Annotated in this window: 14 protein-coding genes and 1 rRNA gene; all 15 read right to left on the bottom strand. The window is 53.2% G+C overall.

What is annotated here, in order from left to right; translation table 11 throughout:
- Window positions 1-124, bottom strand: a 16S ribosomal RNA gene (locus tag AC27IT_RS17555); the annotation flags it as partial.
- Between the two features lie 323 nt (window positions 125-447).
- Window positions 448-1,968 carry a lysine--tRNA ligase gene (lysS, locus tag AC27IT_RS17550; RefSeq protein ID WP_005836197.1) on the bottom strand — a complete coding sequence of 507 codons (1,521 nt, stop codon included), beginning with the start codon at window positions 1,966-1,968 and terminating at the stop codon, window positions 448-450.
- A 103-nt stretch (window positions 1,969-2,071) separates the two neighbouring features.
- Window positions 2,072-2,548, bottom strand: coding sequence for a transcription elongation factor GreA (gene greA / locus AC27IT_RS17545; RefSeq protein ID WP_005836199.1), 477 nt, complete (start codon window positions 2,546-2,548; stop codon window positions 2,072-2,074).
- 216 nt (window positions 2,549-2,764) lie between these two features.
- On the bottom strand, window positions 2,765-3,793 hold the full coding sequence (gene dusB, locus AC27IT_RS17540) for a tRNA dihydrouridine synthase DusB (protein ID WP_005836201.1): 1,029 nt from the start codon (window positions 3,791-3,793) through the stop codon (window positions 2,765-2,767).
- Window positions 3,794-3,859: 66 nt separating this feature from the next.
- Window positions 3,860-4,069 (bottom strand): helix-turn-helix domain-containing protein, encoded by a 210-nt coding sequence (locus tag AC27IT_RS17535; RefSeq protein ID WP_005836203.1) that lies wholly within the window; start codon window positions 4,067-4,069, stop codon window positions 3,860-3,862.
- Complete coding sequence (folK, locus tag AC27IT_RS17530; RefSeq protein WP_005836204.1) at window positions 4,021-4,551, bottom strand: 2-amino-4-hydroxy-6-hydroxymethyldihydropteridine diphosphokinase; 531 nt, start codon at window positions 4,549-4,551, stop codon at window positions 4,021-4,023. The genes AC27IT_RS17535 and folK overlap by 49 nt, the downstream gene beginning before the upstream one ends.
- Window positions 4,548-4,919: a dihydroneopterin aldolase gene (folB, locus tag AC27IT_RS17525; RefSeq protein WP_005836206.1), complete on the bottom strand. Its 372-nt coding sequence runs from the start codon at window positions 4,917-4,919 to the stop codon at window positions 4,548-4,550. Before folB ends, folK begins: the two co-directional genes overlap by 4 nt.
- A gap of 2 nt (window positions 4,920-4,921) precedes the next feature.
- Window positions 4,922-6,109 carry a dihydropteroate synthase gene (folP, locus tag AC27IT_RS17520; protein ID WP_283858525.1) on the bottom strand — a complete coding sequence of 396 codons (1,188 nt, stop codon included), beginning with the start codon at window positions 6,107-6,109 and terminating at the stop codon, window positions 4,922-4,924.
- A gap of 52 nt (window positions 6,110-6,161) precedes the next feature.
- Window positions 6,162-7,007, bottom strand: a complete 846-nt coding sequence (gene pabC, locus AC27IT_RS17515) for an aminodeoxychorismate lyase (protein ID WP_025843825.1) — start codon at window positions 7,005-7,007, stop codon at window positions 6,162-6,164.
- 33 nt (window positions 7,008-7,040) lie between these two features.
- Window positions 7,041-7,775: a twin-arginine translocase subunit TatC gene (tatC, locus tag AC27IT_RS17510; protein WP_025843824.1), complete on the bottom strand. Its 735-nt coding sequence runs from the start codon at window positions 7,773-7,775 to the stop codon at window positions 7,041-7,043.
- Window positions 7,776-7,860: 85 nt separating this feature from the next.
- A complete protein-coding gene (gene tatA, locus AC27IT_RS17505) occupies window positions 7,861-8,064 on the bottom strand; it encodes a twin-arginine translocase TatA/TatE family subunit (RefSeq protein WP_025843823.1) in 204 nt (67 codons plus the stop codon).
- 20 nt (window positions 8,065-8,084) lie between these two features.
- Complete coding sequence (locus AC27IT_RS17500; protein WP_025843822.1) at window positions 8,085-9,728, bottom strand: PhoX family protein; 1,644 nt, start codon at window positions 9,726-9,728, stop codon at window positions 8,085-8,087.
- Window positions 9,729-9,862: 134 nt separating this feature from the next.
- Complete coding sequence (pabA, locus tag AC27IT_RS17495) at window positions 9,863-10,447, bottom strand: aminodeoxychorismate/anthranilate synthase component II (protein WP_005833684.1); 585 nt, start codon at window positions 10,445-10,447, stop codon at window positions 9,863-9,865.
- A 17-nt stretch (window positions 10,448-10,464) separates the two neighbouring features.
- Entirely contained in the window at window positions 10,465-11,958 is a 1,494-nt protein-coding gene (gene trpE / locus AC27IT_RS17490; RefSeq protein WP_007787231.1) for an anthranilate synthase component I, read from the bottom strand.
- 123 nt (window positions 11,959-12,081) lie between these two features.
- Entirely contained in the window at window positions 12,082-13,014 is a 933-nt protein-coding gene (cysK, locus tag AC27IT_RS17485) for a cysteine synthase A (protein WP_005833690.1), read from the bottom strand.
- Window positions 13,015-13,077 lie beyond the last annotated feature (63 nt).

Below are 13,077 nucleotides of genomic sequence, written 5' to 3'. Positions count from 1 at the left end.
AGAGGCAGGTTGCCTACGTGTTACTCACCCGTCCGCCGCTAGCCCCCGAAGGGACTCGCTCGACTTGCATGTATTAGGCACGCCGCCAGCGTTCGTCCTGAGCCAGGATCAAACTCTCCAATAAAGTTTGTTACTGGTTCAAAGCTGGCAAATCATTAATGATAGACTCATCAACGCTTTCGCTGTTCAGTTTTCAAAGAGCATTTTCGCAACAACCACTTCATCTTATCAGGTTGTCCAAGTCGTGTCAACCACTTTTTTAAGTTGTTTAACGGCGACTTCATTAATCTATCACATACCCCATCAAAAAAGCAAGCATTATTTTGTTTAGGGCTGCAATCGATTATGTACCAAAGAAGAACAGTTATTAATGTACCACTATACGTCTTTTAGTGCAAGTAAAAAATAAAAGCCGTTTGAATAACCTTCAAACGGCTTTTACGGCAATTAGTCACGCGCACGCATATGCGGGAACAGCAATACGTCACGGATAGAAGGCGAGTTGGTCAACAGCATGACCAGACGGTCGATTCCGATTCCCAAACCACCTGTTGGCGGCATACCGTACTCAAGCGCCTCAATGAAATCGTCGTCCATTTCATGCGCCTCGTCGTTGCCCGCCGCTTTTTCCAGAAGCTGCGCTTCAAAGCGTTCGCGCTGGTCAATCGGATCATTCAGCTCTGTGAACGCATTCGCATGCTCGCGAGCGACGATAAACAGCTCGAAACGGTCGGTGAAGCGCGGATCTTCATCGTTCTTTTTCGCCAATGGAGAAATCGCTACAGGGTGACCGTACACAAACGTAGGCTGAATCAGCGTATGCTCCAGCTTTTGCTCGAAAAATTCGTTCACAACGTGCCCAAAGGTATGATGAGGCTCGACAGCTACTCCATGCTCTTTTGCCAGTGCACGCGCTTCGTCGTCGCTCATTTCTTTCCAGAAGTCTACGCCGAGGTTTTCCTTAATCAGATCAACCATGTGCACACGGCGCCATTTTGGTGTCAGATCAATCTCATTGCCTTGGTATTCGATCTTCGTGGTGCCCAATACTTCCTGTGCGATATGGGCGATCATCTCTTCTGTCAGAGTCATGATGTCCTGGTAGTCGGCATACGCCTCGTACAATTCAATCATCGTGAACTCAGGGTTGTGGCGTGTAGAAATTCCTTCGTTCCGGTAAACGCGACCGATTTCATACACCTTTTCCAGTCCGCCGACAATCAGGCGTTTCAAGTGCAGCTCGATCGCAATACGCATGTACAACTGCATGTCCAACGCATTGTGGTGCGTAACGAACGGACGCGCAGAAGCACCGCCGGCAATTGCGTGGAGAGTCGGTGTCTCCACTTCCAGATAGCCAAGGTTGTCCAAATAACGGCGCATCGAGGTCAAAATGCGGCTGCGCGTAATAAACGTATCGCGCACCTCGGGATTCACGATCAAGTCCACGTAGCGCTTGCGGTAGCGCGTTTCGATGTCTTTCAAACCGTGGTATTTCTCAGGGAGTGGGCGCAGCGACTTGGAGAGGTAGGTAAACTCTTTTGCTTTGACACTGAGCTCGCCTGTTTTTGTTTTGAAAACAACACCGCGAATGCCGATCAGGTCGCCGATATCGCTGATCTCAAACACTTTGTGCGCCTCTTCGCCAATAGTGTCCTGGCGCACGTAGATTTGAATTTGGCCGGAACGGTCCAAAAGCTGGGCGAAGCTCGCTTTGCCCATCGCGCGTTTTGCCATCAGGCGGCCTGCGATCGTAACAACATGCTCTTCTGCTTCCAGCTCTTCTTTGGTCTTGTCGCCAAATGCTTTCACAATATCAGCAGCGTGGTGGGTTTGCTCGAACTTTTTCCCGAACGGATCAAAGCCCCACTCGCGAATTTGATTCATTTTGTCGTGACGCACTTGCAGAAGCTCGTGCAGTCCTTCCTGTTGCTGCTCTTCTTGCTGCAGGTCTTGCTCGTTTGCCATTTTTGCTCACTCCTCTAAAAAATACCTGATTTAACAATATTGTACAGCACGGTCAAATAGTGATACGGCGTACCTCGTAAAAGGTACGCCATGGATGAACTGCTTACAGGTTAATATCGAGAATCTCGTACTGAATGACGCCTGCAGGTACGTTCACGTCGACGATCGCGCCCTTGCTCTTGCCCAAAAGCGCTTGGCCTACAGGAGACTCGTTGGAAATCTTGTTGTTCATCGGATCGGATTCGGCAGAGCCTACGATGGTGTAATCGACAATATCACCATACTCCAGGTCTTTCAGCTTCACTCTCGATCCTACGCTGACTACGCCTGTGTCCACATCTTCATTGGTGATGATGGTGGCTTTGCGCAACATTTTTTCCAGCGTCAGAATGCGGCCTTCGATGAACGCCTGCTCATTCTTTGCTTCTTCGTACTCAGAGTTCTCACTGATATCTCCAAAGCTGATCGCTTCTTTAATCCTTGCTGCAACTTCCTTGCGTTTAACCGTTTTCAAATCTTCAAGCTCTTGCTCCAGTTTTGTTAAACCTTCTGGTGTCAGGAAAACTTCTTTTTCAGACATGGTTCAATTCCCCCGTTTTAAAAAATGATTCCATTTGCACTGGGTAAAGTACAAAGGATTATATGTAGTTGTTCTATACAATATACAGCAGAACACAATAACTGTGAGGGTTCAAAGGTAAAGCTGCCAGAGTGGACTGGCAGCTTGGCTCCCAATATTACGGAGTATTATAGGATATGAAGGAACCCTTGTCAATGTCTGGAACAAACAACCATTTTAGTAGCTGACTGCCTCGTCGCGCGCTGATTCCTGCGGCTCTTCCAGGTCGCCTGCATAGTTCTCAACCCACTCGACATAGTCCGTCAAAACCCGACGCAGCTCTTCTTCTGTCTCCACGGCATTCACCAAGTTTTTCGTATGGGTAGAGCCTCGCAGCCCTTTCAAATACCATGCGGCGTGCTTGCGCATTTCCAGCACACCTACGCGCGGACCTTTCAGCGCAATCAGACGCTCGGCGTGCAAGAGACAGATGTCGATTTTTTCGCGTACGGAAGGCTCGGGCACAAGCTCTCCTGTCGTCAAGTACTGGATGGTCCGATACAGCATCCACGGATTGCCGAGTGCGGCGCGTCCGATCATGACGCCATCGCAGCCGGTCGTGTCGAGCATGCGTCTTGCATCCTCCGGTGTCGCGACATCGCCATTGCCGATGACCGGAATCGAAACGGCTTCCTTCACGCGCCCGATCCAGCTCCAGTCCGCATGGCCCTTGTACATTTGCACACGCGTGCGGCCATGGACGGCGATGGCCTTGCCGCCTGCGCGCTCAACAGCCTTGGCATTTTCCACCACGTACAGGTGCTCTTCGTCCCAGCCCAGACGCATTTTCACCGTAACCGGCTTCTCCACGGCATCGACTACAGCAGAGACGACCTCGTAAATTTTATTCGGATCAAGCAGCAGGCGGGCACCTGCGTCACAGCTCGTAATTTTCGGAACGGGACACCCCATATTGATGTCGATAATGTCTGCGTTCGTATGTTGGTCTACATACTTCGCCGCTTCCACCAATGTTTCCTTGTCGCCGCCAAAAATCTGCAGGCTGAGCGGTTTCTCGCGCTCGTCGACGTACAACATGTCGATTGTCTTTTTGTTGCCGTGGACGATTCCTTTGTCGCTGACCATCTCGGCGCATACCAGGCCAGTCCCGAACTCCTTGGCAATCAAACGAAAAGCAGGGTTGCACACACCTGCCATCGGGGCGAGAACGACGTTGTTTTTCAATTCGATGTTACCGATTTTCATCTATTTCGACCTCCTTATTCCCGATCCACGGGTTCTTGGAGAGGAGAGACCCATCCAAACGATCTATCATTTATTTATAGCACATAATTCTTCATAGTCGACCTGTAAAGTGCTGGCGATCTTGCGCAGTACCGGCTCTGTCGGCGTACGGGTTCCCCGCTCAAGCGATCCGACAAACGACAATGATACTCCCAGCTTTTCCGAAAGCGATTGTTGTGTATACCCTTTTAGCTTCCGGAAGGATCTGATCCGATTTCCCAGTTGATTGCTCCCCACTCTCGTACCCCCTTGTGATCTTCTACCAATAAGGAAAGATAATGGTCAATAGTCTGGTCGTGGCCGGGCAAAACCCCGCCCTCCCAAATATCGCGCAACGGAACAAGCACAAAAGCACGCTGGCTAAGACCCGGATGCGGGATGACAAGATGCTCCAGCGACACAGAGGATGTACCGTACAAGAGAAGATCAATGTCGATTGTACGCGGTCCCCAGCGGATGGTTCGAATGCGTCCCAGCTCCCGCTCCACCGACAAGGCGGTCTCCAGAAGCTGCTCCGGGGAAAGCTCTGTCTCTACCGCTACGGCCATATTCAAAAACGCCTCTTGCTCGACGTAGCCGAACGGCTCAGTCTCGTACACAGACGATGTACGCAGCACGCGAATCCCTCTGTGCGCAGCAAGCTTCCGGATCGCCTGGCGCAGCTTTTCTGCCCGGTCGCCCTGGTTCGAGCCAAGCCCCAGATACGCAATTACACTCATGAAGCAAAATCCTCTCTTTTGCGCGTCATCTCAATGGCGACAGATTCATAATGCCCGTTGATCGGCGGGTTCGGCTTGGTCACCTTGACTTTGACCTCTTGCAGAGGAAATTGCGTCAAAAGCCGCTCGGCAATGACGGCCGTCAGCTTTTCAACCAGGTTGAACCGTTCGCCCTCGACAATTTTTTGCACACAAATAAAAATATCGGCGTAATTGATCGTATGTTGAAGCTCATCGCTTGCGCCTGCCTGCGACAAATCGGCAGAAAGCTCCAGATCGACGTAAAAACGTTGACCCAGCTCCGCCTCTGCTCCAAACACGCCATGGTAGCCGTAAAACGACATGCCGTTGAAGTAAATTTTATCCAACGTCAAATGCCCCCCTTCAGCATCGCGTCCATCATCTTCGTAACCCGCTTCATCTCTTTGACATCGTGCACCCGTACCATGTGGCAGCCTTTGGCGACGCCGAGCGCAACTGTCGCGGCTGTCCCTTCCACCCGCTCGTCCACAGGAAGGTCGAGGACGTGGCCAATCATCCGTTTGCGCGAAGTCGCGAGCAAAACCGGGTACCCGAGGGCGACGAGATCGTCGAGTCTGCGCATCGTTTCGAGATTTTGCTCGACCGTTTTGACAAAGCCGATCCCCGGATCGAGAATAATCTGTTCCTCGCGCACACCCGCTTGCAGGGCAATTTGCACAGACTCGCGCAAATCTCTGACAAAATCGGAGTAAAAGTCCCGGTAGTCCGTGTCTGTACGGTTGTGCATCAAAATGATCGGCACCCCGCGCCGCGCAGCCACCTCCGCCATGCGCGGATCGCGCTTTGCTCCCCAAACGTCATTGATGATATGCGCCCCGGCATCAAGCGCCCGCTCCGCTACAGCGGCTTTGTACGTGTCGATGGACAAAGGGACAGAAAGCTCGGCGGACAAACGGCGAATCACTGGCAGCACCCTGTCCAGCTCCTCTGCCTCCCCGACCGGCTCCGCTCCCGGACGCGTAGACTCGCCCCCGATGTCAATGATGTCCGCTCCCGCTTCGACCATCGCGCGCGCCTGCGCCAAAGCGTGGTCAAGGTCCACGAAGCGCCCTCCGTCCGAAAAGGAATCGGGCGTCACATTGAGGATGCCCATTACCAGCGTCCGTTCGCCAAGCGGAAGGGTGTAACGGCCGCAATTCAGCTCCCGTCTGGCCCGCAGCCGCGCAGGCATCGCCAAAGCCTCCCGTACCTCTGCCGCCACGGCTGCAAGCTCCTCATCCCGTTTTTCCAGTTGCGACAGCGCCTGCTCCAACTGCTTTGGTCCCGCAAGCAAAAGCAGCCGCTTTTTGTCAGTTGCGCCCGGCTGCCCGGACACAACGGCCTCGGCCCCGGCGGAAAGCATGTCCAGCCGCACCTTTTCCGCGACAGCTTCACTCATGTTTTCCACGTGGATCATCAGACCCGCTCTCCACTCGGCCAACCGCTCGGCCTGATCGCCAAAAATCCCTCGATGGGCAAGCTCCGCCAGCATCTCGTCAACGGTTGCCGCATGGATTCGAAATGGATTGTACTTCATGGACCTACTCCCTTTTTCCGTCTTCGCATATTGATTAGTAGCATACCATAATTTACATTCCGGTCGCTACAGACTGACGATAGGCCAAGTGCAGTTCGCGTGTGTATTTTCCGTAGGTCGATGCGACTAGCTGTCCGTCTACTTCTGCCACCGGGACGATTTCCTGCACGGAGTTGGTGGTGAAAACTTCATCGGCCGCAAGCAACTCTTCCAGCCGATACCGTCCTTCCGTTGTCGGGATCGCCAACTGCTCGGCCAATCGCAAAACATGGCGGCGGGTCACCCCGTCGAGAATGCCCGTATCCAACGAAGGCGTGAACAGATGCCCGTTCTTGACCCAGAACAGATTGCTGACGATGCCTTCCGCGAGAAAGCCGTCGTGCGTCAAAAACAGCCCTTCCGTATCCGTGCGCGCACCCAGCTCCTGGCGAGCCAGCGCATTGTTGAGGTAGTTGTGCGATTTGAAACGCTGATGTCCTTCCGCCGTCTGCCTCACAAGCGCTAAAGTCTGCAACCGCTTGGGCTGGGGCGGAAATGCAAGCGGCGCAACCGGCTTGGCAAATACAAATAGCGACGGACGCTCGTAGCCGCCTGTCACCAAGCCTACTCCTTCCGGTCCGGCGGTAACGCTGAGGCGGACATACGCATCCCGCAGTTCATTGGCCTCAACCGTTTGCAGAATCGCGTCCGCCAGCTCCGCTTTTGACCATATGGGTTGAATCTGCAACGCCAAAAGCCCGGAATGAAGCCGGGCAAAATGTTCGTCCCACAAAAACAGTTGACGGTCGTAAACACGCATCGTCTCAAACAGCCCGATGCCGTACAAAAACCCGTGATCCAAAACCGATACGCTCGCCTCATGTGCCGGACAGATCGTCCCGTTTACATAAACGTGCATCTTTGCCCTCTCCCGATAACATAGTCGAGAGCATCATACCATATTTTCCGGCGAAAGCGCAGTTTCCCGAGTGCGTTTTCCATGTATGACGCGCGAGATGGTAATGGAGATTTCGTACAGCACGATCAGCGGCACGATCACCATAATATCGGACAAAAAATCAGGCGGCGTAATCGTAATCGAAATGATCGCCAGCACCAGGTAGGCGGGCTTGCGCATTTTCGCCAGCCGCTGCGGATTCAGTATGCCCAGATGGCTGAGAAAAAGAACCACCACCGGCAATTCAAACAAAAGCCCGAACGGCAAACAAAGATTGAGCATGAAGGTGAAGTAGTCATTGGCCGTAATCACCAGCTCAAAATTCCCGTTGGACAACCCCAGCACAAATTGGTACATCAGCGGAAACAAGACGAAGTAAGCGAAAGACAAGCCGAACAAAAACAGCAGAAACAGGGCGGGGATATACATGAGCGCCACTTTTCGCTCCCGCTCCTCCAGCGCCGGGACTACAAAGCGCCACGCCTGGTAAGCAGCGACAGGAATCGTGATCGCCACCGCCCCGACTGCAGACAGCTTTACATAAATCGACAAAATGTCACTGGGACCGAGAATCGCCAGTTTTTCGCCCGAATGATTCGACAATGCCAAATATATGTGATCGACAAACAAAAAGCAGACGATCATGCTGACGACGAGCGTCGCTGCCACAATCAGTAGCCTGCGCCGCAAGTCAGTCACATGCTCAAGAACAGGCATCTCTTGGTTCACACGCACTCCCCCTTACGCGCTGTGCTGCAAAAAGGCAGTGCGCCTCTTGCACGCACCGCCTTTTCCACAAAGCCTCAAAGCCGGATTAGTTGATTCGTTTGGCCGTTTCTTCCACGGCTTTGTCTTTTGCCTCGTCGTCGTCCTTGGTCAAGTCTTTGGTAGCTGACTTGAACTCTGTCAGCGTCCGGCCAAAAGCACGGCCGATCTCCGGCAGCTTGCTCGGTCCGAAAATGACCAGCGCGATAATCAAAATCAAGATCAATCCGGGAATCCCGATGCTCGATAGCATGGTGCACTACACTCCTTGTCCTAGAAACCCGTAATGGCAATCACGCTCGGCAAAGCTACTGCATTTCCGCCCTTTGGCCAATGACTGGTTGGCTGGCTGTAGTCCTTGAGGTTTTCGCCTGGATGCTGTACCGACAAGAACAGCGTTTTTTCGTCAGGCGTAAACCACGGTCCTGTCATTTCCGCGCCTACGGGAGCAGAGGCGAACTGTGCGGCTTGTCCCTGGTTGTTGCCCGAGGTCGGAATGAAAAATACCCCGTTGTTGCCAAACGACTTGTAGATACCGCTGTTCATGGAGGAAGAAGAAATATCGGTCACGACCCACAGGTTGCCTGCGCTGTCAAACGCCATGTTGTCCGGCGCAGCAAAACCGCTTTGCGGACCGCCCGCTGCAAAAATTTCAAAGCTGAACTCTCCGCCGGCGTGGTTGTTGTCTTTTTCGAACAGGCGCACGATTTGTCCGTAAAAATTGCCGTGCTTGTCGTTATTGGTGAGGGCGATAAAGACGGAACCGTCGATCGGATGGACTTCGAGATCCTCCGGGCGATCCATCGGTGTTGCCCCTACCGCTTTGGAGGCTTCGCGGCAGTTGATTAACACGTCAGCCTGGGAGGCAAACAGCGGCTTGCCCTCTCCATCCACCGCTTTTTTCAAAGCGTCATTGGTGACGTAATCCAAAGCGATCCATTTTCCTTTGCCGAAGTTGGCTACATACAACGTCCCCTCTTCCAGCAGCTTCGAATTGCTTTTCCCTGCTTTCGGATCGTACTTCGCTTTGGAGACGTATTTGTACACATACTGGTCTTTGGCATCGTCGCCCATGTACACAACCAGTTGTCCTGTCGGCGCCAGCACCATCGCTGTATTCTCGTGGGAGAAGCGGCCGAGAGCCGTATGCTTTTTCGGCGTCGATTTCGGATCAAACGGATCTACTTCGATGACCCAGCCATAATGCTCAGCCTCAGGCAGCTTGCAATCGCCTACAACGTCCATGTAGTTTTCCTCACAGGAAAGAACGGTATTCCATAAAGTCACTCCACCGGAGCAATTTGCAAACGTTCCGGTCACTTCTTTCGCGATGGAAGCGGCCGGGCCAGTGAGGACGTGCTTAGTCAGCCCGCTGACGCGGCGTCCGTACTTGGAGTCGGCAACCAGTTTCCACGTTCCTTGCTCTTTTTTGATTTCGATGACGGAGCCGCCGAGCGCGTACAAGTATTTCCGGATTTGCTCAGGCGTGCGCTTGTTGTCGTCCGGATCGGCATGCAAGTAGTCGTATCCGTTTACGTAATATTCCAACTCTCCTAAATATTCGTGGTTCACCCACAGCAGTCCGTGGTCTGACTTGCCCTCAATCGGCAGAAAACAGGTGAAGTCACTGTTGAAGCCAAACGTATCTCCGGCCGCATTGATTTTATCGCCGTAGGAAGCGATGACATCGTACTTGAATCCGTCTGGCAGCACGACATCGTCTTTTGTCGTCGGATGAATTTCTTTGAATTTGGGGTTAAAGTTGTGGTTTTTCGTATCGAGACCAAACAGATGATCGGCTGTTTTCCCAGACAAGGTACTGCCTGCTGCCAAGGCTGGAATCCCTGTTGCCATTGATGCCAGCGCTGCCGTACCTGCACCCAGATAAGTCAAAAACTGTCGACGATTTACATCCATTCTTCATCTCTCCTCTTTCGCCATCTTTTGCTTCATTGTACAAGCCGAATGTCGAGAGATGGTAAACCTTGCATGAAGAGTCTGTAAAATAAAAAACCGCCCGAAAAAAGGCGGTTTTTGTCCTCTATCTAACGTTATCCTGTCGTATGGCGCGCATAGGTGGTGAGGAAATTTTGCAAAAGCTGCTTGCCGTGCTCCGTAATGATTGATTCAGGGTGGAACTGCACACCTTCAATCGGATACTCGCGATGGCGAATCGCCATGATTTCCCCTTCGGCCGTCCGGGCCGTAATCTCCAGCTCACGCGGGATGGAGGCTTCCTCCACGATCAAGGAGTGATAGCGTGCCGCTGTAAAAGGGGAAGGAATATCCCGGAAAATCGTTTTGCCGTCGTGAAAGACCGGAGACGTTTTTCCGTGCATCAATCGCTCGGCGCGAATGACTTTTGCGCCAAACACTTGGCCGATCGACTGGTGTCCCAGGCACACGCCCAAAATCGGGATTTTTCCGGCAAAATGAGAAATGGCCTCCATGCTGATCCCCGCTTCGTTCGGCGTGCAAGGACCAGGCGACACCATCAAGTAATCAGGTGCCAGCCGCTCGATTTCTGCCAGCGTAATTTTGTCGTTGCGGTACACTTGCAGTTCCTCGCCCAGCTCACCGACATACTGCACCAGGTTGTACGTAAAGGAATCGTAGTTGTCAATCATCAAAATCATCTTACACTCATCTCCTCTCAACTCATCGTTCTCTGCTCGCTAATCTCTAGGGCCTTCCATAACGCCTCTGCCTTTTTCAGCGACTCGGCGTACTCTGCCTCCGGGACAGAGTCAATCACGATGCCTGCCCCTGCCTGCACGTGAGCCATCCCGTCCTTGACGACCATCGTCCGGATCGCGATGTTGACCTCGACATCTCCGTTAAAGCCAAACCAGCCGATTGATCCCGTGTACACGCCGCGCTTGACTGGCTCCAGCTCCTCGATGATTTCCATCGTCCGCACTTTTGGCGCTCCTGTAATCGTACCGCCAGGGAAAGTTGCGGCCACGGCGTCGAAAGCATCTTTGCCCTCTGCCAGCTCTCCTTTTACGTGCGAGACGATATGCATGACGTGGGAGTATTTCTCCACGACCATGAACTCGCTGACCTCCACGCTGCCAAAGCGGCAGACGCGCCCCAAATCGTTGCGCTCCAGGTCCACCAGCATGACGTGCTCTGCGCGTTCCTTTTCATTGTCGATCAGCTCGCGGGCCAATGCTTCGTCCTGTTCGTCGGTTTGCCCGCGCGGACGAGTGCCTGCGATGGGACGCGTGTGAACCTCGCCGCCTTTTACTTTGACCAGCAGCTCCGGGGAAGCGCTGACCAACTGAAATTCCGGAAAGCTGAGATAGCCCATATACGGGGACGGATTCAGCTTGCGCAGCACCTTGTACACATCGGGCGCAGTCACCTGGATCGGTTTGCTCTGCCGCACGGACAGATTCACCTGAAACACGTCACCCTGGCCAATATACTCCTGCACCCGGCGCACGGCGTCTTCGAACTGGTCTTTTGCGAACGACACAGACGCTGGCGTCATTTGCACCAACGGTCTTTTGCGCAGCGCATCCCAGTCCACCGTATCGGCTTCGGCGACGAGCTTTTCCAGTGACGCCAACCGTTTTTCCAGTCGCTTTGCGGCTTGTCGATAAGTCTCTTCGCTCAACTCTTTTGCAGACAAATGAGTCAGACATACGATCTCCCGCGTCTGATGATCGAAGACAACAAGGTCTTGCATTATCATAACATACAGGTCTGGCAACTGTAAGTCGTCCGTCGCGATCTGGGGAAGGGTCGGCTCAAAAAAGCGGTTCATATCATAGCTGAGATAGCCTACTGCTCCGCCGGAAAAATCAGGCATATCTGGAACGACAGGCGTACGGTAGCGGGCAAGCAGCTTGCGCAATGCATCAAGCGGTTGCTCCGCCTCCATATTTTCTACCTGCTGATCGGGATAGACCACGATCGTTTCGCCCCGCTGACTGCGCAACGTAGCTACAGGCTGGTAGGCCAAAAAAGTGTACCTTCCCACTCGGCCGCTTTCCAGCAAGACGGCATCCTGCACGGAAGGCTGCAGTGTGGTCAGCACCTGCCACGGGTCGATTTCAGAAGACCATTTGCCGCGAAGAGCAAGCGGAACCAATGGATATGTCAAAGCGTACGTCTGGCATTCTGCAAAGGTAGGGAACATCAATTTCGCTTCACGCTCCGGTTTTTTCACTATTTATCCGTTCATTATATAGTCGCGCCAGGCAAAAAGAAAAGACCACGCCGCCAAAATGGCATGACGTGGCCTCTCGTATTTTGCTGCCAATCAATCCTCGAATTGGTACAGAGGAGTGGACAGGTAGCGTTCACCGTTGGACGGGATGATGGCGATGACTTTTTTGCCTTTGCCGAGCTTCGCTGCCACCTGCAGCGCAGCATGGATCGCCGCCCCGGAGGAAATGCCGCCCAGAATGCCTTCCTGACGGGCAACGCGGCGCGCTGTTTCAAAAGCTTCCTCGTTCTCTACCTTGATGATTTCATCGTAAATTTGCGTATCGAGAATTTCCGGAACAAAGCCCGCTCCGATCCCCTGGATTTTATGCGGACCTGGCTTGCCGCCGGACAAAACCGGGGAAGCTGCCGGCTCGACTGCTACGATGTGCACGTTCGGATAGTGCTCGCGCAGCACCTGCCCGACACCTGTGATCGTTCCGCCTGTTCCGATTCCGGAAATAAAGGCGTCCACGCCGCCGATTTCTTTTGCTTGCTCCAGCAGTTCGCGCGCTGTCGTATCGCGGTGGATGGCCGGGTTGGCCTTGTTTTTGAATTGTTGCGGGATGAAGTAGGTGCTGTCTTCCTTCGCAAGCTCTTCGGCTTTGCGAATAGCCCCGCCCATGCCTTCCGCTCCTGGGGTGAGAACCAGTTCAGCGCCGTATGCGCGAAGCAGGTTGCGACGCTCGATACTCATCGTCTCCGGCATAACCAGGATAGCGCGGTAGCCTTTTGCCGCAGCCACCATCGCAAGTCCGATCCCTGTATTTCCGCTCGTCGGTTCAATAATGGTATATCCCGGCTTCAGGCTGCCGTCTGCTTCGGCCGCCTCGATCATCGCCAGCGCGATACGGTCCTTCACGCTGCTGCCCGGGTTGAAAAACTCAAGCTTCAAGTAAATGTCTGCAATATCTTCGGTGACAACACGATTCAGCTTCACAAGCGGAGTAAATCCAATCAAATCAGTAATGGAATTCGCCACGCGCATATGTCCTGCCCCCTTATTTTTTGATAACCGAGTAAATCGCTAGGATTTATTGTCATAATTATA

It is taken from the genome of Brevibacillus sp. YAE8 (assembly GCF_057543335.1).
Note: the sequence above shows the minus strand (reverse complement) of the source record. Positions and strands in the feature narration are given on the sequence as shown.